At 70.4% G+C, this 24,861-nt stretch carries 26 protein-coding genes; 9 read left to right on the plus strand and 17 right to left on the minus strand.

The window, feature by feature from the left end; all coding sequences use genetic code 11:
* Positions 1 to 39 precede the first annotated feature (39 nt).
* The 11 genes from lgt to ppk2 form a co-directional block, all read right to left on the minus strand.
* Positions 40 to 1,440 carry a prolipoprotein diacylglyceryl transferase gene (lgt, locus tag AB0B96_RS00675; RefSeq protein WP_362895302.1) on the minus strand — a complete coding sequence of 467 codons (1,401 nt, stop codon included), beginning with the start codon at positions 1,438 to 1,440 and terminating at the stop codon, positions 40 to 42.
* 26 nt (positions 1,441 to 1,466) lie between these two features.
* The gene (locus tag AB0B96_RS00680; RefSeq protein ID WP_350948166.1) at positions 1,467 to 2,231 is read right to left on the minus strand and encodes a thioredoxin domain-containing protein; all 765 of its coding nucleotides are present in this window, start codon (positions 2,229 to 2,231) and stop codon (positions 1,467 to 1,469) included.
* Complete coding sequence (locus tag AB0B96_RS00685; RefSeq protein WP_350948165.1) at positions 2,231 to 2,764, minus strand: MauE/DoxX family redox-associated membrane protein; 534 nt, start codon at positions 2,762 to 2,764, stop codon at positions 2,231 to 2,233. The genes AB0B96_RS00680 and AB0B96_RS00685 overlap by 1 nt, the downstream gene beginning before the upstream one ends.
* A gap of 209 nt (positions 2,765 to 2,973) precedes the next feature.
* The gene (gene trpA, locus AB0B96_RS00690) at positions 2,974 to 3,768 is read right to left on the minus strand and encodes a tryptophan synthase subunit alpha (RefSeq protein ID WP_362895305.1); all 795 of its coding nucleotides are present in this window, start codon (positions 3,766 to 3,768) and stop codon (positions 2,974 to 2,976) included.
* A gap of 69 nt (positions 3,769 to 3,837) precedes the next feature.
* A complete protein-coding gene (trpB, locus tag AB0B96_RS00695) occupies positions 3,838 to 5,058 on the minus strand; it encodes a tryptophan synthase subunit beta (protein WP_362895822.1) in 1,221 nt (406 codons plus the stop codon).
* Positions 5,059 to 5,086: 28 nt separating this feature from the next.
* Positions 5,087 to 5,896 carry an indole-3-glycerol phosphate synthase TrpC gene (trpC, locus tag AB0B96_RS00700; RefSeq protein ID WP_350948163.1) on the minus strand — a complete coding sequence of 270 codons (810 nt, stop codon included), beginning with the start codon at positions 5,894 to 5,896 and terminating at the stop codon, positions 5,087 to 5,089.
* Between the two features lie 169 nt (positions 5,897 to 6,065).
* Positions 6,066 to 6,509, minus strand: a complete 444-nt coding sequence (locus tag AB0B96_RS00705; RefSeq protein WP_362895307.1) for a DUF2752 domain-containing protein — start codon at positions 6,507 to 6,509, stop codon at positions 6,066 to 6,068.
* Positions 6,510 to 6,603: 94 nt separating this feature from the next.
* Complete coding sequence (locus AB0B96_RS00710; protein WP_362895309.1) at positions 6,604 to 7,017, minus strand: DUF4190 domain-containing protein; 414 nt, start codon at positions 7,015 to 7,017, stop codon at positions 6,604 to 6,606.
* 249 nt (positions 7,018 to 7,266) lie between these two features.
* Positions 7,267 to 7,863 (minus strand): Trp biosynthesis-associated membrane protein, encoded by a 597-nt coding sequence (locus tag AB0B96_RS00715; RefSeq protein ID WP_362895311.1) that lies wholly within the window; start codon positions 7,861 to 7,863, stop codon positions 7,267 to 7,269.
* Positions 7,860 to 8,207: a phosphoribosyl-AMP cyclohydrolase gene (gene hisI, locus AB0B96_RS00720; protein ID WP_362895313.1), complete on the minus strand. Its 348-nt coding sequence runs from the start codon at positions 8,205 to 8,207 to the stop codon at positions 7,860 to 7,862. Before hisI ends, AB0B96_RS00715 begins: the two co-directional genes overlap by 4 nt.
* A gap of 161 nt (positions 8,208 to 8,368) precedes the next feature.
* Complete coding sequence (gene ppk2 / locus AB0B96_RS00725) at positions 8,369 to 9,325, minus strand: polyphosphate kinase 2 (RefSeq protein ID WP_362895316.1); 957 nt, start codon at positions 9,323 to 9,325, stop codon at positions 8,369 to 8,371.
* Positions 9,326 to 9,633: 308 nt separating this feature from the next.
* On the opposite strand from ppk2, the gene AB0B96_RS00730 reads away from it, so the two are divergent.
* Genes AB0B96_RS00730 through AB0B96_RS00745 form a run of 4 tightly spaced genes read left to right on the plus strand, consistent with a single transcriptional unit; the run spans position 9,634 to position 13,100 of the window.
* Positions 9,634 to 10,686 (plus strand): amino acid ABC transporter permease, encoded by a 1,053-nt coding sequence (locus tag AB0B96_RS00730; RefSeq protein WP_362895319.1) that lies wholly within the window; start codon positions 9,634 to 9,636, stop codon positions 10,684 to 10,686.
* The gene (locus tag AB0B96_RS00735; protein WP_362895321.1) at positions 10,683 to 11,447 is read left to right on the plus strand and encodes an amino acid ABC transporter ATP-binding protein; all 765 of its coding nucleotides are present in this window, start codon (positions 10,683 to 10,685) and stop codon (positions 11,445 to 11,447) included. Before AB0B96_RS00730 ends, AB0B96_RS00735 begins: the two co-directional genes overlap by 4 nt.
* A 49-nt stretch (positions 11,448 to 11,496) precedes the next feature.
* Complete coding sequence (locus AB0B96_RS00740; RefSeq protein WP_362895323.1) at positions 11,497 to 12,537, plus strand: ABC transporter substrate-binding protein; 1,041 nt, start codon at positions 11,497 to 11,499, stop codon at positions 12,535 to 12,537.
* On the plus strand, positions 12,534 to 13,100 hold the full coding sequence (locus AB0B96_RS00745; protein WP_362895325.1) for a GNAT family N-acetyltransferase: 567 nt from the start codon (positions 12,534 to 12,536) through the stop codon (positions 13,098 to 13,100). The genes AB0B96_RS00740 and AB0B96_RS00745 overlap by 4 nt, the downstream gene beginning before the upstream one ends.
* A 67-nt stretch (positions 13,101 to 13,167) precedes the next feature.
* Here the strand turns inward: AB0B96_RS00745 and AB0B96_RS00750 are convergent, their stop codons facing one another.
* A complete protein-coding gene (locus tag AB0B96_RS00750) occupies positions 13,168 to 14,940 on the minus strand; it encodes an ABC transporter ATP-binding protein (RefSeq protein WP_362895327.1) in 1,773 nt (590 codons plus the stop codon).
* Positions 14,941 to 15,007: 67 nt separating this feature from the next.
* Positions 15,008 to 16,810 (minus strand): ABC transporter ATP-binding protein, encoded by a 1,803-nt coding sequence (locus AB0B96_RS00755; protein ID WP_362895824.1) that lies wholly within the window; start codon positions 16,808 to 16,810, stop codon positions 15,008 to 15,010.
* Positions 16,811 to 16,963: 153 nt separating this feature from the next.
* On the opposite strand from AB0B96_RS00755, the gene AB0B96_RS00760 reads away from it, so the two are divergent.
* The 5 genes from AB0B96_RS00760 to AB0B96_RS00780 all read left to right on the plus strand — a co-directional run bounded on the left by AB0B96_RS00760 (position 16,964) and on the right by AB0B96_RS00780 (position 21,951).
* Positions 16,964 to 17,593: a TIGR03085 family metal-binding protein gene (locus AB0B96_RS00760; protein WP_362895329.1), complete on the plus strand. Its 630-nt coding sequence runs from the start codon at positions 16,964 to 16,966 to the stop codon at positions 17,591 to 17,593.
* A 289-nt stretch (positions 17,594 to 17,882) separates the two neighbouring features.
* Positions 17,883 to 18,044, plus strand: coding sequence for a hypothetical protein (locus AB0B96_RS00765; protein ID WP_344744406.1), 162 nt, complete (start codon positions 17,883 to 17,885; stop codon positions 18,042 to 18,044).
* Between the two features lie 349 nt (positions 18,045 to 18,393).
* Positions 18,394 to 19,017 carry a putative Ig domain-containing protein gene (locus AB0B96_RS00770; protein WP_362895331.1) on the plus strand — a complete coding sequence of 208 codons (624 nt, stop codon included), beginning with the start codon at positions 18,394 to 18,396 and terminating at the stop codon, positions 19,015 to 19,017.
* Positions 19,018 to 19,113: 96 nt separating this feature from the next.
* Positions 19,114 to 20,490, plus strand: a complete 1,377-nt coding sequence (locus AB0B96_RS00775; protein WP_362895333.1) for a glutamine synthetase family protein — start codon at positions 19,114 to 19,116, stop codon at positions 20,488 to 20,490.
* 18 nt (positions 20,491 to 20,508) lie between these two features.
* On the plus strand, positions 20,509 to 21,951 hold the full coding sequence (locus AB0B96_RS00780; RefSeq protein WP_362895335.1) for a VCBS repeat-containing protein: 1,443 nt from the start codon (positions 20,509 to 20,511) through the stop codon (positions 21,949 to 21,951).
* A gap of 32 nt (positions 21,952 to 21,983) precedes the next feature.
* Here the strand turns inward: AB0B96_RS00780 and AB0B96_RS00785 are convergent, their stop codons facing one another.
* The 4 genes from AB0B96_RS00785 to AB0B96_RS00800 form a co-directional block, all read right to left on the minus strand.
* Complete coding sequence (locus AB0B96_RS00785; RefSeq protein ID WP_362895337.1) at positions 21,984 to 22,616, minus strand: Uma2 family endonuclease; 633 nt, start codon at positions 22,614 to 22,616, stop codon at positions 21,984 to 21,986.
* A 44-nt stretch (positions 22,617 to 22,660) separates the two neighbouring features.
* Positions 22,661 to 23,074 carry an ATP-binding protein gene (locus AB0B96_RS00790; protein ID WP_362895826.1) on the minus strand — a complete coding sequence of 138 codons (414 nt, stop codon included), beginning with the start codon at positions 23,072 to 23,074 and terminating at the stop codon, positions 22,661 to 22,663.
* A gap of 575 nt (positions 23,075 to 23,649) precedes the next feature.
* Positions 23,650 to 24,213, minus strand: a complete 564-nt coding sequence (locus tag AB0B96_RS00795; RefSeq protein WP_362895339.1) for an OmpA family protein — start codon at positions 24,211 to 24,213, stop codon at positions 23,650 to 23,652.
* Positions 24,197 to 24,832: a hypothetical protein gene (locus AB0B96_RS00800; protein WP_362895341.1), complete on the minus strand. Its 636-nt coding sequence runs from the start codon at positions 24,830 to 24,832 to the stop codon at positions 24,197 to 24,199. Before AB0B96_RS00800 ends, AB0B96_RS00795 begins: the two co-directional genes overlap by 17 nt.
* Positions 24,833 to 24,861: the final 29 nt, after the last annotated feature.

Genomic DNA, 24,861 nt, shown 5'->3' on the forward strand with positions numbered 1-24,861 from the left:
CGCGTCCGAGATCCCGGGACCTCGACCGTGGGAGAGGCGTCAACGTCGTTCTTTCTCGCTCTCGGGAGCGGCCTTCGTCACGGCCTCCTCCTGGAGCTCGCCTTTCTTCGCACCGGAAACGAGCTCCTCGGGAACGCTCGCGCCCGAGGCCGTGCCGACGGCGCTCTCCGAGTCCGCGCTCTCCGAAGCGGTGCCGTCAGAGGCGGGCACGCTCTCGGCGGCGTCCGAGGCCTCGGAGGGAACCTCAGAAACCGCCGAAGCCGGCTCTGCCTCGACCTCGGCGTCTCCGCCCCGGCCGCTCTCCTCGGGATCGGCCTGGTCCGACGGATGAGCCGGATCGACCGCCCCTCCGTCCTCGCTCAAGCCCTCGGCCACCAACGTCATCGAGGCCGGACGCGCCTCGTCGTCCCGCCGGGCCGCACGGTCGTTCTCGGCCTCGTCGGCCTGGTCGGAGGGGTGAGCCAGATCGACGGGATCCGCCGCGCCGCCCCCCGCGTCCGACGCGACCAGGGTGACGGCCTTCGCCGAGTCCGTACCGTCGGTGCCGTTGGGGCCGCCTGGGCTCTCGCCCTCGCCCGGCGTGGCGACGCCGCCCTCAAGGTCGGTGTCGGGGTCGGTCGCCGACCTCACCCGCTCCTCGTCGGTCTTGTTCCTGGCGTACCAGAAGTAGGCCATCGCCCCGATGAACAGGATGATCGAGGTCCACTGGTTGAGCCGCAGGCCGAGGATGTGGTGGGCGGCGTCGACCCGCAGGCCCTCGATCCAGAAGCGGCCCACGGTGTAGCCGGCGACGTAGAGAGCGAACAGGCGGCCGTGGCGGATCACGTACTTGCGGCCGATCCAGATGAGGACCAGCGCGAGACCCAGGTCCCAGATCGACTCGTACAGGAACGCGGGGTGGTAGGTGTCCACGCCCGGCACCGTGCCCGGCCGGTCGGGGTCGATCTCCAGACCCCACGGCAGGTCGGTGGGGCCGCCGAACAGCTCCTGGTTGAAGTAGTTGCCCCAGCGGCCGATGGCCTGGGCCACCGCGATGCCGGGGGCGACGGTGTCGGCCACCGCGGTCAGGGAGATGCCCCGGCCGCGGCAGCCCAGCCAGACGCCCACGCCACCGAGCGCGACGGCGCCCCAGATGCCTAGGCCGCCGTTCCAGATGTACAGCGCCTCGATCGGCTCATTGGGCGCGTCCGGCCCGAAATAGAGCTGCCAGTCGGTGATGACGTGGTAGAGGCGTCCACCGACCAGGCCGAACGGCACGGCCCAGACGGCGAGATCCACGATGGTTCCAGGGACACCGCCGCGGGCGCGCCAGCGGCGCTCGCCGATGACGACCGCGACGATGACGCCGAGCACGATGCACAGTGCGTAGGCCCGGATGGGGACCACGCCGAAGAGATGCCAGACCCCCTGGGAGGGGCTGGGAATCGAGGCGAGGGGCATGTCAGGTGACGTTACCGTGTCCCGGGCTACTTGGCGGCATCAAGGACGGCCTGACGTAGCTCGGCCGGTTTGAAAGCCACGCCGGTGTCCATCTCGGTGCCGTTGAGCTTCAGCGTCGGGGTGCCCGTGAGCTTCTGGGTCTCCAGGACCTTGGTGCTGTAGGCGAGGTGTTCGGGAGCCTTCTCCTGGCTGGTCACGCACTTGTCGAAGCCGGGATCGGTCACCCCGGCGTCCTTGCCCCAGGCGATCAGGTCAGGGATCTTGAAGCCTTCCACGGTCTCCGAGGGCTGTGCGTCGAACAGCTTGTCGTGGAACCTGCTCCAGGCGACGCCTCCGGGAATGCAGCGGGAGGCCGCCCCGGCCCGCACGGAGTTACCCCGGGTGATGCCCTTGTTGGTCTGCTCCTGGAAGATCGTGATCGGGTGGTAGACCACCTTCGCCTTGCCCTCGGCCGCCAGGTTCTTGATCGTGGGACCGCTGGTCTCCTCCAGCGCCCTGCAGGCGGGGCACTGGAAGTCCTCGAAGACGTCCAGGACCGGCGACTCCACTCCCGCCTTGGCCATGACCACCGAGCCGTCGGAGGCGACGGTGATCGGCGCGAGGTTGGCGCCGACCTGCTCGGACCTGCTGCTCTGCGCGGCGAACCACCAGCCCGCCCCGACGGCGGCGACCGCGAGCACGGCGGCCGTCGTGATGGTCGTTATGCGCTTGCGCCTCTCCTTCAGCATCTGCTCCTGGCGCTGTGCCTTGATCCGATCACGCGCCGACTGGTCCCGCGCGGCCTTGCCCATCAGTCAGTCTCCTTTTCCTGGTGCTCCTCCTCGTCGTCGCTTTCAAGGTCGTCGTACGGCTCCCGCCCGGGGGTGAGCCCCAGGGCGGAGTCCAGCGCGAAGCGACCCGGAGGGAACCAGGCGACGATCACACCGAGCCCGAAGAGACCGAAGTCGCGCAGGATGTCGATGAGGTAGTCGGGCTCCACCCCGGCCGCCAGCTGACCGCCGCCGCCGAAGCAGCCGCAGTCGATGCGCAGCCCGCGCGCCCACGCCGAGGCGATCCCGATGACGAACGCCAGCATGAGCAGTGCCGAGATGACACCCGCCGCCCGGGTGAGCAGCCCGACGACCAGCAACACCCCCACGACGATCTCCAGGATCGGCAGGCCGTAGCCGACCACCGTGGCGAGCGATTTTGGGAGCAGTTCGTATGCCTCGACCGCCTGAACCGAGAGCACCGGGGTGCCGATCTTGCCCCAACCCGCGACGATCAGCACACCCGCGAGCACCAGCCGCGAGACGGTCGTTACCCAGGGTAGCGCCGAAATCACGATACGCGACCTATTGGGCGCGGGCTTCTCAGAGGTCACGAGCATCATTCTCCTACTCCCACGCCCTAGGCACGGATGTCTCCGGCGAACGCAAGGTATCCGAAGGAAAGCTCACCACGAGCTGGATAAGCGTCGAATAAGCGTGTTCGAAAGGCATGTTTCAGGGCGCGGTCCCGGTGGAAGGGGGACCGCGCCCTGCGGGAGAGACCTCAGCCCCGGACGCCCGCCGCCAGCTCGGCGCCCAGCTCGCGGACGGACGCGAGAGCCGAGTTCTCGTCGGGGGCGTCCAGGACGCGGCGGATGAACGCCGAGCCCACGATGACGCCGTCGGCGTAGCCCGCGACCTCCGCGGCCTGCAGTCCGGTGCCGACGCCCAGGCCGACGCAGACCGGCAGGGAGGTGTGCGGGCGGGTGCGCTCGACCAGGCCCTGCGCGGCCTCGCCGACCGAGGCGCGGGCGCCGGTGACGCCCATCAGCGACGCCGCGTAGACGAAACCGGTGCAGCTGTCGACGACGGCCTTGATGCGGGCCTCGGTGGAGCTGGGCGCGACCAGGAAGACCGTGTCGATCCCGGCCCCCGCACTGGCCTCGCGCCAGGGGCCGGCCTCCTCGGGGGTGAGGTCGGGCGTGATGGTGCCCACCCCGCCCGCGTTCGCCAGGTCCCTGGCGAAGCGGTCGGCACCGTAGCGGTCGATTGGGTTCCAGTACGTCATGACCAGGGTGGCGGCACCGGTGGCGGCCACACCCTCGACCGTGCGGAGCACGTCGGCGATACGGGTGCCGTTGGTCAGCGCCCGGTGGACGGCGTCCTGGATCGTCGGGCCGTCCATCAGGGGGTCCGAGTAGGGCAGGCCGATCTCGATCACGTCGCAGCCCGCCTCCACCATGGCGGTGGCGACGGCGATCGCACCGTCCTTGCTGGGGAACCCGGCGGGCAGGTATCCGATGAGGGCGGCGCGGTCGTCCGCCTTAGCCTTGGCGAACACCGTCTGAAGAGTCGTCATCGTTGCTTCCGTTGCGGTTCGTCCCCTTCGGCCCGCCAGAGGGGAGGCAAGTCGGCCGTGAGAGGGGTGTCAGAGGTTGAAGTACTTCATCGCGGTGCTCATGTCCTTGTCGCCCCTGCCGGAGAGGTTGACCAGGATCGTCGCCCCGGGTCCCATCTCGCGCCCCAGCTTGAGCGCTCCGGCGAGCGCGTGCGAGGACTCGATGGCGGGGATGATGCCCTCGGTGCGGGCGAGCAGGGAGAAGGCGTCCATCGCCTCGGCGTCGGTGATGCCGTGGTAGGTGGCGCGGCCGCTGTCCTTGAGCCAGGCGTGCTCGGGGCCGACGCCCGGATAGTCGAGCCCGGCCGAGATCGAGTGCGACTCGACCGTCTGGCCCTCCTCGTCCTGCAGCACGTAGGTGCGCGAGCCGTGCAGCACGCCGACGGAGCCCGCGGTGAGGGTGAGGGCGTGCTCTCCGCTCTCCAGGCCCCGGCCGCCCGCCTCGTAACCGTGCAGCTGGACGTCCTGGTCGTCGAGGAAGGCGTGGAAGATGCCGATGGCGTTCGATCCCCCGCCGACGGCCGCGGCGACCGCGTCGGGCAGCCTGCCGGTGAGTTCCAGCGTCTGGCGGCGGGCCTCGACGCCGATGATGCGCGCGAAGTCGCGGACGATCTCCGGGAACGGGTGCGGGCCCGCGATGGTGCCGAAGAGGTAGTGGGTGCGGTCGACGTTGGCGACCCAGTCGCGGAACGCCTCGTTGATGGCGTCCTTGAGGGTCTGGCTGCCGTTGGTGACCGGGACGACGGTGGCGCCGAGCAGCTTCATGCGGGCGACGTTGAGCGCCTGGCGCTCGCAGTCGACGGCCCCCATGTAGATCACGCACTCCAGGCCCATCAGGGCGGCGGCGGTCGCGGTGGCGACGCCGTGCTGTCCGGCACCGGTCTCGGCGATCACCCGCGTCTTGCCCAGGCGCTTGGTCAGCAGGGCCTGGCCGAGCACGTTGTTGATCTTGTGGGCGCCGGTGTGGGTCAGGTCCTCGCGCTTGAGGATGATCCGGGCGCCACCCGCCTGCTCCGCGAAGCGGGGGACCTCGGTCAGCGTGGTCGGCCGCCCGGCGTAGGTGCGCAGCAGGTGGTCGAACTCCCGCAGGAACGCCGCGTCGTTCTTCGCCTTGTCGTACTCCGCCGCGACCTCGTCCAGCGCGGGGATGAGCGCCTCGGGCACGTAGCGCCCGCCGAAGATCCCGAACTTGCCGTGGATGTCCGGGTCGTTTCCGTGGGCGGCGTTACCGGCGAGGTCGGCGGTGGTGATGACGGTTCCCTCGTGCGTTGTCACTGGCTTACTGCCCCTCGGGTCGGGATGCGGGATGGGCACCGGCGGTGACCAGGTCGACCACGGCGGCGCGCGGGTCCTTGCCGGTCACCAGGCTCTCGCCGACCAGGACGGCGTCGGCTCCCGCCCTGGCGTAGGCGAGTAGGTCGTGGGGGCCGCGCACACCCGACTCGGCGATCTTGATGACGCCCTCGGGGATCTTGGGAGCCAGCTTGACGAACACCTCTCGGTCGACCTCAAGGGTCTTGAGGTTCCGCGCGTTGATACCGATGATCTTGGCTCCGGCGACGAGCGCCCGGTCGAGCTCCTCCTCGGTGTGCACCTCGACCAGCGGGGCGAGCCCGATCGACTCGGCCCGCTCGATGAGCGAGACCAGCGCGTTCTGGTCGAGCGCCGCGACGATCAGCAGCGCCAGGTCGGCGCCGTAGGCGCGGGCCTCCCAGAGCTGGTACGAGGTGACGATGAAGTCCTTGCGCAGCACCGGGATGTCGACGACGGCGCGCACGGCGGCCAGGTCGTCGAGGCTGCCGCCGAAGCGGTGCCGCTCGGTGAGCACGCTGATGACGTGGGCGCCACCCGACTCGTAGTCACCGGCCAGCGCGGCGGGGTCGGCGATCGCGGCCAGCGCGCCCTTGGAAGGGCTGGAACGCTTGACCTCGGCGATCACCGCCACCTGGTCGCCGCCCAGTGCCGCGTACGCGTCACGGGGGGCCGGTGCCCGCCCGGCCCGCTCCTTGAGCTCGGCCAGCGTCACCCTTTCCTGGCGCTCGGCCAGATCGGCGCGGACTCCTTCGAGGATTTCCTCAAGCACGCTCACTTGCCCTCCTCGCGAAGCTCCGGGGCCGGGTTCGCGAACGCCGCCGTATCCGTGGTTCGTTCGCTCCGCTCGCTCACGAGTAAGGCCCCTCCCGGTCGACTGCCCTTGTTCCGCCGATGCTATCGGCCCGGCCGGGGTCGCCCCGCCACGGGGTGAGACCTATCGGTGACTATGGGGCCAGGAATTCCCCAAAAGGAAGATTTCGCACTATCCAAAACACGACCATCAAAGCGAGCAATAACCACACGTAGACCGGTCGTATGGATTTCCATCCGGGCCCGCCACCGGATTTTCCGGCCGATCCGCCCACCGACCAGGCACGCAGCGCCCACCGACCCCAGAGCAGGACCAGCACCGGGACCATGAGCACGACGAGCGGGTTGAGCCCCAGGGCCGCCACGGGGTCCCCGTGGGCGAGCGCGTACACCGTTCGCAGGCCTCCGCAACCGGGACAGTAGAGGCCGGTGAGCAGCAGGAACGGGCAGGGCGGGTAGTGGCCCGGCTCGTTGGGGTCCACCGCGCCCACGAACGCGACCGCCGCGCCGGCGGCCAGCGCGGTGCCGAGCGGCGCCAGCACGGCCACGGCACGCGAACCCGCGATCCTCCCCGTCACCACGGTCCTTCAGCACCCTTCACCGCTGGTCACCCCCACCGGCCACCCTACTTACCCACTCACGCGCCCCTCACCGGCGGCGCGAGCGTCGGCGTCAGTAGCCCGTGGCGCCACCGAGGATCAGGGCACCGGCTCCGATCACCCAGATGAACACCAGCGCCGCCAGCCAGGACAGGATGCCGAAATAGGACAGGACCAGGCCCGCGACGGCCATGCCCCGCCCCTCCTCGCCCGTCCGCCTGATCTGCCCCAGCGAGATGTGCCCCAGCACAGCGCCCACGATCGAGGGGAGTCCGCAGATGAACAGCCCGGCGATGCCCATGATCAGCGCGGCGATGGCCATGCCGTTGTTGCCCCGCGGCGGCGGCGCGCCGTATCCCCCGTAACCGCCACCGGGCGCACCGTACCCTCCGGAACCGTAACCGCCCGAAGAGCCATAACCACCCGAGGAGCCGTAGCCGCCGCCCTTCGGGGGCGGGCCATAGCCACCCTGATCGCCGTAGCTCATGAATGACTCCCCATTATCCGAGTTACAGGCGAAATCCTAGCGAAAACACTCCCAGGAGGAGACGATCCGTTCACGCTCGCGAGCGCGTTGTGAGCAAGTCGTGGCCGGGGGCACACCCGCCCCGGACGGTGGGAGGGCACCGAAACGACATGAGAAGATCCCCGCGCCGGGAACACCGGGAACACGGCGGGAACCGCGGACGTCGTGCGAACGAGCGGAACCCGCCGTCCGCCCAAGGGCTCGCGAAGGTCAGTGTTCGCGGGGGTCGGGACCGGTCGTCGGGTCGACGCCCTCGTCGAGGGCGTCCCACAACTCCCGCTCGCTGGGGGCACCACCGCGTGCGGCGGCAGTACCGCCCGCGGGGCCGGCCCCCTGCCGGTCGTACCGGCCGGACATGCCCGGCCAGCGCCCGCCGCGCGCGATCGCCGCCACTCCCCCGGCGACCAGCAGAAACCCTCCCACGGAGGCGAGGATCGGCCAGACGACGGCCGAGGCGACCTGCGGGGTGGAGCCGACGGAGAGCGGCGCCTGCTCGGCGGAGATCCGCAGCGCGGCGCTCGCGCCGCCTCCCCACCAGGAACCGGCGATCATCCCGGCCCCGCCGAGCGCCATCACCGCTCCGACGAGCCCGCGCCACACGCCTTTCGTCGCGAGGACGGCGACCACCGCGGCGAGCGCCGCCCAGGCGCCGGGGCCGAGGGCGGGGACCAGTTCGGCGGCGGAGACCGCGACCTCGCGGGTGCCGTACGTCACGGTGAACCAGTCGCGTCCCGCGGCGAGGAGCACGAGCGCGGCACCGGCCACGCACACCGCGAGCCAGGTCCACAGCTCCCGCCTCGCCGTCACGCCCGGGTCACCGTCAGCTCGTCGGCGTCGAAGCAGGTCCGGTCGCCGGTGTGGCAGGCGGCGCCCACCTGGTCGACCTTGAGCAGGACGGTGTCGCCGTCGCAGTCGAGCGCGGCGGACTTGACGTGCTGGACGTGGCCGGAGGTGTCGCCCTTCACCCAGTAGGCTCCCCGGCTGCGCGACCAGTAGGTGGCCCTGCCCGTGGTGAGCGTGCGATGCAGCGCCTCGTCGTCCATCCAGGCGAGCATGAGCACCTCGCCGGTGTCGTACTGCTGGACGACGGCGGGAACCAGCCCGTCGGCGGTGCGCTTCAGCCGGGCCGCGATGGCGGGGTCAAGGGACATGCGGCAATTGTGCCGCAACAGGGGAGAGGGGTGGCCTCCGGCCTGGCCGCGTGAGCGGGCAGGCCGAGCAGGGCACCGCCGGCGCCGGAGGGCCGAGCCGTGGGCGAAGACGTCCGGGCGGCTCGGCCGGCACCGACATGGGAACGGGGGCGGTCCTCGTCTCAGTGGCCGCGGTCGTCGTCGAGGACGTCGGCGGCATGGACGACGATCTTGGGGTCGGGGACGCCGACGACCTCGTGGTCCTTGTTCTCGTACTCGAACAGGCTCAGCAGGTGGCGCATCGCCTCGACCCTGGCCCGCTTCTTGTCATTGCTCTTGATCACCGTCCACGGGGCCTCCTCCGTGTCGGTGTTGACGAACATGTCCTCCTTGGCGGCGGTGTAGTCCTCCCACTTGTCGAGCGACTCCAGGTCCATCGGCGACAGCTTCCACTGCCGTACCGGGTCGACCTGGCGGATCACGAACCGGGTGCGCTGCTCGGAGCGCGAGACCGAGAACCAGAACTTCACCAGGTGGATGCCGTCACGGACGAGCATCCGCTCGAACTCCGGGGCCTGTTCCAGGAACTCCAGATACTCCTCGGGGGTGCAGAAGCGCATCACCCGCTCGACCCCGGCGCGGTTGTACCAGGAACGGTCGAAGAAGACCATCTCTCCGGCGGCGGGCAGGTGGGAGATGTAGCGCTGGAAGTACCACTGGGTGCTCTCGCGCTCACTCGGCTTCTCCAGCGCCACCACGTTCGCGCCCCGCGGGTTGAGGTGCTCCATGAACCGCTTGATCGTGCCGCCCTTGCCCGCGGCGTCACGCCCCTCGAAGAGGACGACCAGACGCCCTCCGGTGTCCTTGATCCAGTACTGGAGCTTGAGCAGCTCGATCTGGAGCAGCCGCTTGATCCGGTCGTACTCCGCCCGCTCCATCCGCCTGTCGTAGGGATACTTCTCCCGCCAGGTGTCGACCGGACTGCCGTCCTGGCGGACCAGGACGGGGTCGTCGTCGTCATCGTCGTCGACCCGCAGGTCCGCCAGCTCGTCGAGCAGGTCGCTGCGCTCCAGGGCCGCGTGAATGTTCACCACGGGGAACCGGCCGTCCGGCAGCTCCCCGCCAACCAACTCCGCCATCGGTCCCTTCCCTCGGGCGGACGTGGGGCCCGCCTCCGCCCTGCTTCTACCGCGCCCTGAGCTGGATAGTCCTTCCCGAACGCCCCTTTTTCTCCTAGGAGATCCACTTCGACAAAAAACCCACTAAACAAGTAGGTCTTGACGGGATTGTGAACGTGTGTTGAAGTGATGCCGTGAGCCCATGGCTCCGGTCGGCGACAGGCGAGCGCGTCGCCTCCGCCGCACCCGCCCATGCCCACATCACCGCCCGCCTCGCGCGGAGCACGCCCCCGCCCCACCCGGTACGACCAGCCAGAAAGGCCTCAGCCATGCCCGTCGAACTTCCAGACGCCGACGGCGGTGAGACGCACGACTCCCCCGCGGCCGTCGCGAAGGCCCCACCGTCGGCGGGCGGCCGGGGGCGCATGCATCTCGGGTACGCGTGGAGCCGGGCGCGTCTCGTCCCCGCGTCCGCCCCCGGCGGGTCCGTCGCGATCCGATCCGCCGCTCCCCCTGCCGACGAATCCCCGGGCGGCCGGGCGGACGCCGAGGCCGGCGAGCCCTCCCTGAAGGTGGTCACCACCCGCCACCCCGGGCGATGGGTGGCGGCCCTGGGCGTCGCGGTGCTGCTCGCCATGGCCGTCAGCGCGCTGCTCACCAATCCCGCCTGGGAGTGGGAGGTGGTCGGGGAGTACCTGTTCGCGCCCTCCGTGCTGCGCGCGGTCGTGTTCACGCTGGAGCTGACCGCGCTGGGAATCGTCTTCGGTTTCCTGCTCGGCACGGTCCTGGCGCTCATGCGGCTGTCGGGAAACCCGCTGCTCAACTCGGTCGCCTGGGGCTACATCGCCCTGTTCCGATCGGTGCCGCTGATCCTGCAGTTGCTGTTCTGGTACAACCTCGCCCTGTTGTACCCGAGGATCTCCTTCGGCGTGCCGTTCGGCCCGGCCTTCTTCGACATCGGGACGATGGACCTGATCGGCCCGGTCACCGCCGCCGCACTCGGCCTCGCCCTGCACCAGGCCGCCTACGCCGCCGAGATCGTCCGGGCGGGGCTGCTCTCGGTGGACCACGGCCAACGGGAGGCCGCCTCCGCGCTGGGCATCCCCAGAAGCAGGCAGCTGTTCCGGATCATCCTGCCGCAGGCCATGCGGTCGATCGTGCCGACCGCGGGCAACGAGGTCATCGGCCTGGTCAAGGGCACCTCGGTCGTCTACATCATGGCCCTGCCCGAGCTCTTCTACCAGGTCCAGGTGATCTACAACCGCAACGGCAGGGTGATCGCCCTGCTGCTGGTGGCGACCGTCTGGTATCTCGCCATGACCTCCGTGATGTCCCTCGCGCAGCACTACATCGAGCGGTACTACGGCAGGGGCCGCGCATGAGCGCCGCGATGGTCGAACTGCGGGGGGTGCGCAAGAGCTTCGGGTCGCTGGAGGTGCTGCGCGGCGTCGACCTGCGGGTCGCGCCGGGCGAGGTCACGGTGATCCTGGGGCCCTCGGGGTCGGGGAAGTCCACGCTTCTGCGTACCGTCAACCACCTGGAGAAGGTGGACAGCGGTTCGGTGAGCGTCGACGGCGAGCTGGTCGGCTACCGCAGGTCCGGGGACAGGCTGTACGAGCTGCCCGAGCGCGAGATCTTCCGGCAACGGACCCGGATTGGCTTCGTCTTCCAGAACTTCAACCTCTTCCCGCACCTGACCGTGCACCAGAACGTCACCGAGGCGCCCCTGTCGGCCCAGCGCAGGCCGAAGGCGGAGGTGGACGCGCTGGCGACCCGGCTGCTCGAGCGGGTCGGGCTCTCCGACAAGGCGCACTCCTACCCCCGCAAACTCTCCGGCGGCCAGCAGCAGCGGGTGGCCATCGCCCGCGCCCTCGCCCTGGAGCCCAAGGTCATCCTCTTCGACGAGCCGACATCCGCGCTCGACCCCGAGCTCGTCGGCGAGGTGCTCGACGTGGTGAAGGGCCTCGCCGGGAGCGGCACCACCATGATCGTCGTCACCCACGAGGTCGGCTTCGCCCGCGAGATCGCCGACACCGTCGTCTTCATGGACGAGGGCCGGATCGTCGAGCGGGGCACCCCCGCCGAGGTGCTGGAGGCCCCCCGGCACGAGCGCACCCGCCTCTTCCTCAGCAAGGTCCTCTGACCCCCTCATGCAGCCCCGTCCCCACCACCCGATCCCAGCAAGGACCGACATGTCGCTCATATCGAGACTCGCCCCAGTCGTCGCCGCCCTGCCTCTCCTGCTCGCCACCGCCTGCGGTGGTGCCGAGACCTCGGCCGGCACGACGGACAGGGCCGTGTCCTCAGCGTCCTCAGCGTCCTCGGCGTCCTCGGCGTCCTCGGCAGCTCCGGCCGCCGCCCCCTCGGAGACCGGTGGCGCGAAGATCAACACCTCTCCCGAGCAGGACCGCGTCCGCGCCGACAAGGTCGAGGAGATCGCCGCCAAGGTCCCCGAGGCGATCCGCGCCAAGGGCTCACTCACCGCCGGGTTCAACGGCGAGGGCTCGCCGCCCCTGGTGTTCCTGGCCGACGACGACACCACCCTGATCGGCGTAGAGACCGACCTCGCCCACCTGATCTCCGATGTGCTGGGCCTGCCGCTGAAGGAGGAGAACACCTCATGGGAGAACCTGTTCCTCGCGGTCAAGTCGGGCAAGTACGACCTGGTGCTCAACAACGTCACGGTGACGGAGGAGCGCAAGGACATCTACGACTTCGCCACCTACCGGGTCGACCAGCTCGCCTGGCAGGTGGGCAAGGACAGCCCGATCACCAAGATCGAGAAGGCCGCCGACATCGCCGGACTGAACGTCTCCGTCGGATCCGGCACCAACCAGGAGAAGATCCTGCTGGAGTGGGACGCGCAGAACCAGAAGGCCGGGCTCAAGGCCGCGAACATCCAGTACTACCAGAAGTACGGCGACGTCCTGCTCGCGCTGAAGTCCGGCCGCGTCCAGGCCTACCTCGGCCCGAACCCCTCCATCGCCTACCAGGTCGCGGTGGGCGGTGACAGCAGGATCGTCGGGACGCTCTCCGGCGGCGGATCGGTCGAGGGCCTGATCGCGGTGATGACCCTGAAGGGCAACGGCCTGGTCGAGCCGGTCAGCGAGGCGATCGACACGCTCATCGAGAACGGCAAGTACGCCGAGGTGCTCAAGCGGTGGGGCCTGGACAACGAGGCGCTCACCGCCTCGAAGATCAACCCGCCCGGCCTGCCGAGGCAGCCGAAGTGACGATCGACTCCGCGAGGCCCTCCGCCCCGTACACGAAACACGCCCCACCGGCACCGAGCGGGCACGCCACCGACGGGCACCTCAGGATCGCCCCCTTCGAAGTACGGCACGTCGCCGTCCGCGACCCGGCGGTCAGACCGCTCCTGGAGGACCTGCACGCCGAGTACACCGGCCGATACGGTCCCAACGACGAGATCAACCGCTATCCCGACGAGCGGTTCACCCCGGAACACGGCGGCGCGTTCCTCATCCTCGTCGAGCGCGGGCGGACCGTCGCCGGAGGCGCGTTCTTCCGTCACGACGAGGAGACCGCCGAGTTCAAACGGATCTGGACCCACCCCGGCCACCGCAGACGCGGCCTGGGGGTCGCCGTCGTACGGGAACTGGAGCGGGAGGCCGCACGGCAGGGCTACCGCCGGATCTACCTGACCACGGGGCCCCGGCAGCCCGAGGCGGCCGGGCTGTATCTCTCGACCGGATACAGCCCGCTCTACGACCTGGCCGCCGACCCCGAGACGGTCGGCCCCCACCCCTTCGAGAAGATCATCGGAGGATCGGGGTGAGACGTCGGCCGCCGGAGCGACCACGCCCGCCCCGGCGCGGGCCGATCGGCGTCACGTGCGGAAACGGCTAGGAGCGGGCCGAGGAGACCCAGGAGGCGTGCAGGTCGGCGTAGACACCGGGCTCGCGGACCAGCTCGGCGTGCGGGCCGCGTTGCACGATCCGCCCCTTGTCGAAGACGAACACCTCGTCCGCCGCCTCGGCGGTGGAGAGCCGGTGGGCGATGGAGACGGCGGTGCGGCCCCGCGTGGCGCCCTCCAGGGCGCGGGCCAGCCGCACCTCCGTCGCCGGGTCCACCGCGGAGGTGGCCTCGTCGAGCAGCAGCAGGTCGGGGTCGGCCAGGTAGGCGCGGGCGAGCGCGACGAGCTGGCGTTCGCCCGCCGACAGCGACTCGCCGCGCTGGCCGACCCTGGTCGACAGGCCTGCGGGCAACCCCTCCAGCCAATCGGCGAGCCCCAGCTCGGTCATGGCGAGCCGGATCTCCTCCTCGGTCGCCGAGGGGCGGCCGAAACCGATGTTCTCCCCCAGGGTGCCGTCGAACAGGAACCCGTCCTGCGGCACCATCACGATGCGGCTGCGCAGCGAGGAGAAGCGCACGTCGCGCAGGTCGTGGCCGTCGATCGTGATCCGCCCCGAGACCGGGTCCATCAGGCGGGTGAGCAGCTTGGCGAAGGTCGTCTTGCCGGAGCCGGTCTCCCCCACCACCGCGATCCGCGAGCGCGGCGGGATCCGCGCCGAGACCCCGTGCAGCACCGGCGCCCCTCCGGGATAGGAGAACCCCACGTCCTCGAAGGAGACCGAGATGGGACCACGCGGCAGCTCGACACCGTCCGGGCCCGGGTCCGCGACGTCGGCGGGGGTGTCGAGCACGCCGAGGACGCGCCGCCATCCGGCCACGGCGTTCTGCGCCTCGTTGAGCACCTCGGTGGCGACCTGCATCGGCGAGACGAACAGCGTGATGAGGAACAGGAAGGCGACCAGGCGCCCCTCGGTGATGTCGCCCGCCAGCCCGAGCCGCACCCCGACCAGCACCACCGCGGCCAGCGCGACGGCGGCGACGATCTCGGTCAGCGGGAACACGGTCGCGACGATCCGCTGGGTGCGCGCCTGCGCCGCCTTGTTGGCGTCGATCGCGACGTCGAGCCGCTCCGCCGTACGGGCCTCCGAGCCGTGTGCCCTGATCACGGCCGCGCCCACGACCGACTCGCTCACGGCCGAGAGCATGTCGCCGGTGCGCTCGCGGACCCGCGTGTAGGCGCCGGAGAGCCAGCGCTGGAAGCGCGGCAGGACGACCATGAGCGGCAGGAAGCACGCCCACACCACCAGGGCGAGCTGCCAGGAGTAGACGAACATCAGCCCGGTGGCGACCAGGAGCTGCCCCAGGGCGATGATGATCATCAGCCCGCCCCACTGCATGAACACGCTGATCTGGTCGACGTCGCCGGTGACCCGCGAGACGAGGGCGCCGCGGCGCTCGGTGTTCTGGGTGAGCACCGACAGGTCGTGCACGTGCCGGAAACCGCGCACCCTGAGCGTGGCGAGAGAGGACTCGGTGGCCTTGTAGAGGCGGACGTTCATCAGGTACGCGCACAGCGCGGTGAACGCCACGGCCGCGGCGCACAGCAGCACGGCGGTGCGGATGTAGGCCACGTCCGGGGCCCCTCCCCCGAGGCCCCTGTCGATGGTCTGCTGGACGGCGATCGGCACGATGATCTTGCCGGCCGTGGCGACCACGGCGAGCGCGAGCGTCCCGGCCAGCCCCTTGCGGAACTCCGGCGTGAGCGACAGGCCGTGCCTGACGGTGGCCAGCCCCGAGCGCTCGACCCCCTGGAACGAGCTCACCGGCACCGTCCTTTCAGCAGGCCCCGCGTCGGCTCGGCAGGACGCCCCCTGAGCCGGTAGTGCTTCCTCACGCGCTGACCTCTTCCTCTCGCTCGGCGTCGAGCGCCTCCCGCTCGGCGCCCTGGCGTTCGTAGGCGGTAACCAGGTTGCGGTAGCCCTCGCAGCGGGCGAGCAGCTCCGCGTGGCCGCCCCGGTCGACGACCCGGCCGTGGTCGAGATAGACGACCTCGTCGGCCAGGGCGATGGTCGCCATCCGGTAGGCGATGACGACCACGGTGGAGACCTGGGCCGCGTCCCGCAGCCCGTACAGGATCCTCGCCTCGACCTGCGGGTCGACGCTGGAGGTGGCGTCGTCGAGCACGAGCAGCCGCGGGCAGCGCACCAGGGCGCGGGCCAGGGCGATCCGCTGGCGCTGGCCGCCCGACAGGCTGGTGCCGCGCTCGCCGACCCGGGTGTCCAGCCCCGAGGGCAGCGCGCTGACGAACCCCTCGGCCTGCGCCAGGCGCAGCGCCGCCCAGACCTCCTCGTCGCCGACCTCCAGGCCGAGGGTGACGTTGCCGCGTACGGTGTCGTCGAACAGGAACGTCTGCTGCGGCACCAGCGCCACCGCGTCGCTCACCCCGTTCCTGGCGACGTCGCGCAGATCCGTGCCGTCCACGAGCACCACGCCCTCCGCCGGGTCGACCAGGCGGACGAGGGTCTGGGCGAGTGTCGACTTGCCGGACCCGGTGGGGCCGACCAGAGCGACGGTGCGGCCGGAGGCGACCTCCAGGCTCACGTCGCGCAGGACGGGGAACTCCCCGTCGCCGTAGGCGTAGCCGAGGCCGCGGACCTCCAGCCTGGCCGGTTCCTTGCCGGGCAGCTCGACGGCGCCGTGCTCCATGGAACCGGTGGCCTCGAGCACGGCCTGGATCCGCTCGTAGCCGACGACGGCGCGGGGCAGCTCGGCGAGCACCCAGCCCAGCGCGCGGATCGGGAAGGCCAGCAGGGTGAACAGGTAGGCGACCTGGACGAGCACCCCGGAGCCGATCGCGCCGCTCTCCAGCCGCATCGCGCCGATCAGCAGCACGGCGAGCACGCCGAGGGTGGGCAGCGCCTCAAGCAGCGGGTCGAACAGGCCGCGGACCCGGCCCACGGCGATGTTGGCGTCGCGCAGCTCCTCGGCCTTGGCCAGGAACCTCGCGGTCTCCTCGTCCTCGCGGCCGAGGGTCTTGACGACCAGGGCGCCGTCGAAGCTCTCGTGGGCGATCTCGCTGACCTCGGCGCGCAACTGCTGCGCGCGGGTGGCGAGCGGGTTCAGTCTGCGCTGGTAGACCAGGTTGAGCACGGCGATCGCGGGAAAGACCAGGAAACCGACGAGGGCGAGGATCGGATCGGTGATCACCATGGCGACGGCGGCGGTGACCAGCATCACGACCACGCCGACCGCCATCGGCAGCGGGGCGAGCGGCGCCCAGGCGGCCTCCACATCGGACCCGGCGTTGGACAGCAGCTGCCCGGTCGGGTGCCTGTGGTGCCAGGCCAGGGGAAGCCTCAGATACTGGCGGGTGACGTCCCGGCGGGAGCGTGCCTGCATCCGATACTGCATGACCCCGGCAAAATACCGCCGTCCCGCCACACCCAGCGCCTTGATCAGGGACGCCCCCATGATGAGGAGCGCGCCGACGGCGAGGGTGCCCGTCGTGATCTGCCCGTCCCTGAAGGCGGGGAGCACGACGTGGTCGGTGGCCCAGCCCAGCGCCCACGCCGAGGCGACGGTCATCACGCCGTACAGGGCACTGGACAGCACCGCGGCGGAGAAGATCGGCTTCTCCGCCCGAACCGCCACCCCCAGGACCCCGAGTCCCTTACGCATGACTGCGCCGGTCATCTTGCTCGCCACGCGGGGGATGTCCTTTCGACGGGGGAACGTTGCTACCTAAGTCCCTATCACTGTGGATCAAGCGGTTATTCCCGAACCACCTTCGGCAATGTCACGCCCACCCCTCTGATCGCCCGCCCAACGACGTTGTCAGGACCACACATGCACTACGCCCGCACCGAACGAGCCGCGCTCAGCGACCTGTTCACCCGGCTCGGCCCGGACGCTCCCACCCTCTGTGAGGGCTGGACCACCTTCGACCTCGCCGCCCACCTCGTCGTCCGCGAACGCCGCCCCGACGCCGCCGCAGGCATCCTCCTCAAGCCGCTGGCCAGCCACACCGCCAGGGTGCAGGAGTCCATGAAGACCAGGAAGGGGTACGCGGGCCTCGTCGAGCTCGTACGCTCCGGCCCCGGGGGGCCCTACCGCCTGCCCGGCCTGGACGAGGCGGCCAACACCACGGAGTTCTTCGTCCACCACGAGGACGTACGGCGGGCACAGCGGGTCTGGGAGCCGCGGGAGCTGCCCGCCGAGCTGGAGGAGCGGTTCTGGAAGCAGATCCACCGGGGCGCCCGGCTGTTCCTGCGCCGCGCCCCCGTCCAGGTCGTCCTGCACCGCGCCGGCGGCGGCACGGCCGTCGGCGGCGCCAAGGAGGGTCCCCAGGTCGAGGTGACGGGCACGGCCGGGGAGCTGCTGCTGTTCTGCTTCGGGCGCCAGTCCCACGCCAAGGTGACCGTGAACGGTGACGACGAGGCCGTGGCCCGGCTGATGGACGCCTCCCTGGGGGTCTGAGGGAAACGTGGAGCCGATCACCGGGCGGGCAAAGACGCTCCCCGGGATCGGCGTACGAGCGGCGCCGATCTAGCCCTACCGGTATACCTGGCAGTGAAGATTGGACAGGAGCGCCTCGCGACCCCACGATGGCGAGTGTGACCTATGCCAAACTCCCGACCAGACCACGGTTTGCTTCCGCGGGACGGGTATGATCATCGAAAATCCGGGAGCCACCCGGGCCGCAGATGCCAATGATCGATAAAATTCGGGTATATACGGCTGGGATTGGAACTGCCAGGAGGCCCCCATGCAGGTAAAGAAGATCCTCACCTACCTCGCGGTAGCTTTCGTGGTCTTCTATCTGTTCACCAAGCCCGCCGAGGCGGCGAGCGCGGTCAACGGAGTCTTCGACGGGATCATCAGGGGAGCAGACCAATTGGCTCTGTTCTTCACCCGCGTGCTCACCTAACCACCCGGCGGGTCCCCTCCCGCCCCTAACCGCGCCACCCGCGTTCCCGTCTGATCCACAGGGGAGCGCACACCCCCCGCCTCGAAAGTCATGCCGTCGGCCCCGCCGATCCCGGAAACGTATCGCGACGGTCGCCGGAAACCGCCCGCCCCCACGAGGTCCCCCTCGCACCCCGCCGCCCGAAGCCGCGCGGCCCCACCGTACAGAGTGGTACGGAACCAGGGTGGTGCCCGTACGACGAACGTCCTGACCCGATCATGGGTGACCACGGAAGACATCACGGCACTCCCTTGATGATCTTTCCTGCACCCTGGGTGGGAAATCCGTTTCTCGTACGGGGGATCGTTTCATGCACGGCAGGCAGAGGTTCCCCGGGCTCGGGGCGATCATCGCGGGAGCCGTCACGTGCGGCGTGCTGGCGACCCCGGGAGTCGCCTTCGCGACCCCGACACCGGACCCCATGCCGGCACCCCCCTCCCCCCAGATCACCGTCCGGGCCCCCGCCACCGAAGCTCCGAGCGGCACACAAGCCCCGGAAATCCTGAGAGGCACGGAAGCGCAGGGAAGCCCGGCAGGCATAGAGGCGTCGGAGAGCTCAGGGAGCACGAAAGGTCCCTCCTCCCTCTCGGCCCACCCCCTCCTCGGCCACTTCGGCACCGCCGTCGACCGGCCGCTGACGGGAAGGATCACGCTGGCCAACCCGACCGGCGAGAGGCTCTCCTTCAAGGTGACCAGCCCCACCCTGCTTCCCGCCGGGATCACGCTCGACGCCGACGGCCTGCTCGGCGGCACCTCCCGGGTACCGGGCACCTGGACGGTCCCGGTCGAGGCCTGCGCCCCCTCCAGCGGGTGCACCACCGGCACGGTGACGATCACCATCACCTGCCGCTGCGCCGACTCACCCCCCGCACCCCTCCCCCCGTCGAGCTCCCCCTGCTCCGACAACGGCACCGCCGACGTACTCACCACATAACCGCGGACCGTAACCCCACGACCTCCCCGGAGCATCCCGGAGGCTCTCCCTCCCCAGAGGACGTATCGCGCAGGAGGCATAGGAGATCACCAGGCGATGACCGCTCCTCACACACTCGACGCCGCGGCCCTTCGCGCCATCGAACGCGCCGACACCGAGGGCGTCGAACTCATCCGCTTCCTGTACGCCGACCACGGCGGCGTGATCAGGGGCAAGGCCACCTCCCACCCCCGGCTCGCGGAGCGGCTCCACACCGGCATCGGGCACACCGTGGGGATGATGGCGATGAACATGCTCGACGAACTCCAGGACGTCGAGGGCCTCGGCCCCGTCGGGGAGGTCCGTCTCGTCCCCGACCCTGCCACGTTCGTCCACCTGCCCTACGCTCCCGGCAGCGCGGCCATGCTGGCGGACCTGCGCCAGGTCGACGGCTCCTCCTGGCCCGTCTGCCCGCGCACCTTCCTGCGCGAGGCCGTCGCCGCCCTGGCCGCCGAGGGCCACACCCTCGTCGCCGCCTACGAACCCGAGTTCACCCTCGGCCGCCGCGTACCCGACCCCGAGGGCGGCCCGGACCGCCTCATCCCCGCCGACGACAGCCTGTGTTACTCCACCGTCGGCTTCAACCAGCTCCACGACTACACGATGGCCCTGCTCCACGCCCTGGAAAGACAAGGGCTGCGGCCCGAGCACTACCATCCCGAACTCGGCCACGGCCAGCACGAACTGTCGATCCGTCACGCCCCCGCCCTCCAGACCGCCGACAACCACGTCATCTACCGCGAGACGGTGAGAGGCGTCGCCACCCGCATGTCGATGTGGGCCTCCCTCGCCCCCAAACCCCTCGCCGGCCAGCCCGGCAACGGCGCCCACCTCCACCTCTCCCTCTGGGACACCGCACTGCGCGCCAACACCTTCGCCGACCCCTCCGACCGCTACGGCATGTCGGCCACCGCCTATCACTTCATCGGCGGCCTGATCACCCACCTCCCCGCACTCACCGCCCTCACCTGCGGCTCGGTGAACAGCTTCCGGCGCCTGACACCGAGATCGTGGTCGAGCGCGTACGCCTGCTACGGCATGGACAACCGCGAGGCGGCGGTACGGATCTGCTCCCCCACGGGCCGCGACACCTCAGCGTCCGCCAACCTGGAGCTCAAGCCCTCCGACTCCTCGGCCAACCCCTACCTGTCGCTGGGCGCCGTCATCCACGCCGGCCTGGACGGCATCCGCCGCGGCCTCGACCCCGGCGACCCCGTCAACGTCGACCCCGCGACCCTCCCCTCCGGACGCGTCCCCCGCCTCCCCGCCTCCCTGGACGAGGCCCTGGACGCCCTGGAGTCCGACGACGTCCTCATGAACGCCCTCGGCCCCCTGCGCGCCTCCGCCTACCTCGCCGTCAAACGCTCCGAGGCGAGGTCCTTCGCCGCCCAGGACGCCGCCTACGAGATGTTCCACCACTTCCGGGTCTTCTAGGTCCTAATATCCCCATACATGTGGGAGGGCGCGATAAAAACCAGAACCGGAACGGCCCTGGCACTCGTCCTCCTGCTCGGCGGATGCAGCCTCGGAGACGGGCGGGACGCGTCTCCGGCCCCGTACGTGACACCGTCGGCGCTGCTCCCCGAACCGCCACCGCCGCCGCCACCGCCGCCACCGTCGCCGTCCCCCCGGCCCGCGTCGCTACGGTCGCAGGCATCACCGCCCCCCGCGGGAAAGGGCGGCCGAGAGCCCGGCGACGTCAACGGCGACGGCTTCGCGGACCTGACCCTCGTCATGTCCCACGACTCCTGGTCACCCGACCTCGTGATCGTGTACGGCTCGAAGGGCGGCCTGAACCCCCGGACCAGAACGGTGGTGCCCGGCATCCATCTTGAGTTCGGCGGGTCCACGAGCACGGCCGACCTCGACGGCGACGGCTTCGCCGACGTCCTCGTCCACGGCCACGTGGCGAGGGCGGGCAGCCCCCCGGACATCCCGCACATCCTGTGGGGCGGCCCGGAGGGGGTGGATCCGGAGGCGCCACCGACCGCCGTCCGAACCCCGGCACCCCCCGACAACTTCCGCGCGGAAACGGTGCCGGGCGACTTCGACGGCGACGGCGCGGCCGATCTGGCGCTGTGGACACCGACAACGGAGGGAGCGAGCGGGAACGACTCGACCATGAAGAGCCTGGCCGTGCTGTACGGGCCGTTCACCCGGGAGGGCGTCCCCCACCGTCGCGTCGTCCATCCGTCGGAGGTCACCCTGGACTCCGGCGGCCTGGTCGCGGGCAGGATCGGCGGAAGGCGCGCCACCGACCTGCTCGTGCGCGAGTCGAACGACGGCGGGCAGTCGGCGTCGTGGCTCCTCAGGGGCGGCCCCGGCGGGCTGCCCCACCGAAGCCGGCGGCTGAACGAGGGCAACGCCGTCGCGTTGGGGGACTTCGACGGGGACGGCAGGGGCGACGTCGTGGTCGCCGACAGCGGCGGCCGCAACAACGAGCCGGGGTACGAGACCGAGCCGCCCCACGTCGACGGCGTGATGACCGTCTACTTCGGCGGGGCCCGGCGCGTGCCACAGGTGTTCAGGAACGTCAAAGCCGCGCGGACGGTGGTGGCAGGAGATTACGACGGCGACGGGACCGACGACCTCGCGATCGCCCGCCGCCCCGACGGCGTCGAACTCCTCCACGGCGGGGGAAACGGGCTGCGACGCGGCGGGAGGACGATCCACCGGCTCGGACCGGCCACGGACCCGACGGGCCGGAAGCTGCGCCCCGACGAACGCCCGGCGTTTCCCCGAACGTCGGCCGACTACGACGGCGACGGCCGGGACGAACTGCTGCTGACCTGGCCCCCCGTCAATCACCTACCGGAATGGGGCTCGGCGCCGTCCCTGTGGTGGGTGACGGACGGCGACCGCGACGAGAACACCTTCGGCACCGGTGACTGGTAGGGAAGGTCACCGGGCCCGCCGCACCACCGCCGCTACAGGGCGGCCGGATAACCCTCCGTGCCGATCGTCAGCAGCACCGGCTCCGGCAGCGTGAACGGCTTGCCGAAGGAGCTCACGTTCTCGCGGGTGTAGCGGTTGACATCGGGCTCGCTGAACACCCTGATGGTCTCGCACTTCCGGTCGATGATCACGTAGACGGGAATCCCCATCGAGGCGTACGCCTCCGGCTTGTCGCCGTAGTCCTCGGAACGGGTGTTCTTCGACACCACCTCGATGACCGCCGCCACGATCTCCTTACGAACCGGGTTCTCGTCGTCGCTGAGACTTCCGGCAGGAATGATCACAATGTCGGGCTGCGGCCCCCGATGATCACCCGGAGTCCCGACCCCCATGTCGGGCAGAGCCCACCACGCATCAGAAGGAATCTGACGGATCGTCTCGCTGACGATCAGATTATGGAAGGCGGATGCGGACGCCTGCATCACGATCTTCCCGGCATACCACTCGACCTTGTAACCGTCACGCTCCGCCGCCAGTGCGAGGAGCTCGCTGAACGTCCTCGAATCATCCGACATCTCGGCTCCTCCTCGCTTCGCCCGCATCCAATGATGCCAGCGAACGAGATGCGGCGCCGCATCGCGCGGATCATCTTCGGCAGGGGACACGGGTGCGAAAGACATCACCGCGAAGGCTCTTAAACCTGAAGCCATCAGACCGTAATGATCTCTGCCCAGACCGCGTGGCCCTTCGTCTGGGTGCCACGGAAGCCGACCCTGGAGGCCAGGGCGGCGACCACGGCCAGACCCCGGCCGCCCTCGGCGAGCGGATCGGCGTCACGTCGCGGGCCGAACCGGGGGGTGGCGCCCCGGCCGCAGTCATAGACGGTGATCCGAACGCCTGTCGTCCTGCGGGTCAACTCGACGATGAACGTCCCCTCGGGGCTCCCGCTGCTCGTGTGCGCGATGGCGTTCGCCGCGCTACCAGCTCGACGGCGACCTCTACAGGCAGGTGGCCGCCCTCGCCCCAGGTACCACCGCCACCCTGCCCGGTCCCGTCCCCCTGACGATCGACCCCGGAACCCTCGCACCCATGCCACCCCGGCCCGGCTCAGGCATGAGCACATAGCCACCGATCACCCTCACCGGGATCACGTACCGCCAGACCCGTGCGCACCCACCCCCCGTACGCCAAGGAGCCCAGCCCTGCGCTCCTTTCCGCAGCGGCGCTTCAGCTACGGCGGCCACCCAAGAAACCTCCCCGCACGAAGGCTTCAGCGCGGGAAAGCACTCTGGGCGGCCGGAAACGGAGCGACTACGGCCCGCACCCTCATGCGACGGAGCCGCCGTGCGCGGAGGCGGGCCGGTGTTCCGGGCGGCTTATAAAAAAGCGCAACCCCGCGCGCCCGAGCAGGCCGGAGGCCTGAAGAACCAGACCCTCACCACGACGGCCGCCCGGAGCACCGGCCCGCCGCAGCGCGAACCCCGCTCCGGAACACCGACACAGGTCGGACGTAAACGGTCCTTCCCCAGCCGCACCGGCGCTGGCGATCACGGAGTCGAACTCCAGCACAGCGGCGAACACAGGAAGCCCCGACGTGCGGAAACCACACCGTAGGACACGCTCAACCAGGAAGCACACTCAACCCCGCAACAGGCAACACACGCCCAACCGCGAAGCACCGCAGAAGCCCTCCGAGCTTCACTCCCTGGCGGTGAACACGATCTCCACTCTCCGGTTCTTCGCCCGGTTCTCCTCCAGTGCCCGCCCCTGGACGACGTTGGGCACCCGGGGCCGCCTCTCGCCGAAGCCCTCGACCTGGAAGGTCACGCCCGTGAGCGTCCCCTGAAGCGCCTGCCGTACGGCCTGCGCCCGCCGAAGCGAGAGCGCGGCGTTGTAGGCGTCGTCGCCCTGGTCGTCGGTGTGCCCCTCGATCCCGACCGTCCCGCCCGCGGAGTCGGCCCGGACCTTCGCGGCGACCTGTCCCAGCCGCTGCCGAGCCTTCGAAGTCAGCACGGCCTTGTCGAGCGCGAACAGCACGTCGCTGGTGAGCGCCACGGTGACCTTCTCGCCCTGTCGCGACTCGCTCTCGGCGCCGTCGAGGGACTCCACCTCGGCCACGATGTCCTCGACGACCGCGATGACATCCTCCACCTCGGCCACGGCGTCGCCACCCGGATCCGCCCACGCGGCCGGCACGAACCCCGTGACGACCAGGGCGAGTCCGAGGAACAGGATCGTGAGGCGCTCAGGAGATCGGGACATCGGTGAACACACCCAGCACCTTGAGGTCCACATTGATCTTCGTGACGTCCGGCGGCGGGGCGGCGAACGTGGCGTGCAGGGGCAGCACCTCGCCGGCCTCGGTGAACACGTCGTAATCGGAGCACAGGCACTTGGCCCGGGGATACTTCCCGGTGCGCGCGACGACGTACCGCTTGCCGTTGACCGGGTCGACGAGGCTGATCCCGGCCACGGTCAGGCCGAGGCCGCCCGGGGTGTCGCCCATGTCGCTGTTCATCTGCCACCGGTCGTCGCTGTTGTTGGTGACCTTCCAGGTCAGCGTGGAAAGCCGGCCCTGGCGCTTGAGACCGGTGATCTCCACGGTCAGGTCCGCGCCGCTCGCCTTGACCTCCCTGCGGGCGATCACCCTCTCCTGCTCCGCAGGTGCGGGCTCACCGGGATCGCCGGTCGCCGTGGCCTCCGTGACATCCGCCGTACTCGTCGCCCGCTCCTCCGGTGAGCCCTGCGATTCCTGCGATTTCTGCGAGACCGGCTGCCTCTCCTCGCCGCCGCCCCCCTGCTGCCCAGGAAGCATCCCGCAGCCGCTCAGCATCGCGGCCACCACCGCCACGACCGCCACCGGCGTGGTCCCTCTTCGCATCCCGTACCGCCTCCGCCCGTTGTGGATCA

The sequence above is a fragment of the Streptosporangium sp. NPDC049046 genome, assembly GCF_040649155.1.
In the GTDB taxonomy this organism is placed as follows: domain Bacteria; phylum Actinomycetota; class Actinomycetes; order Streptosporangiales; family Streptosporangiaceae; genus Streptosporangium.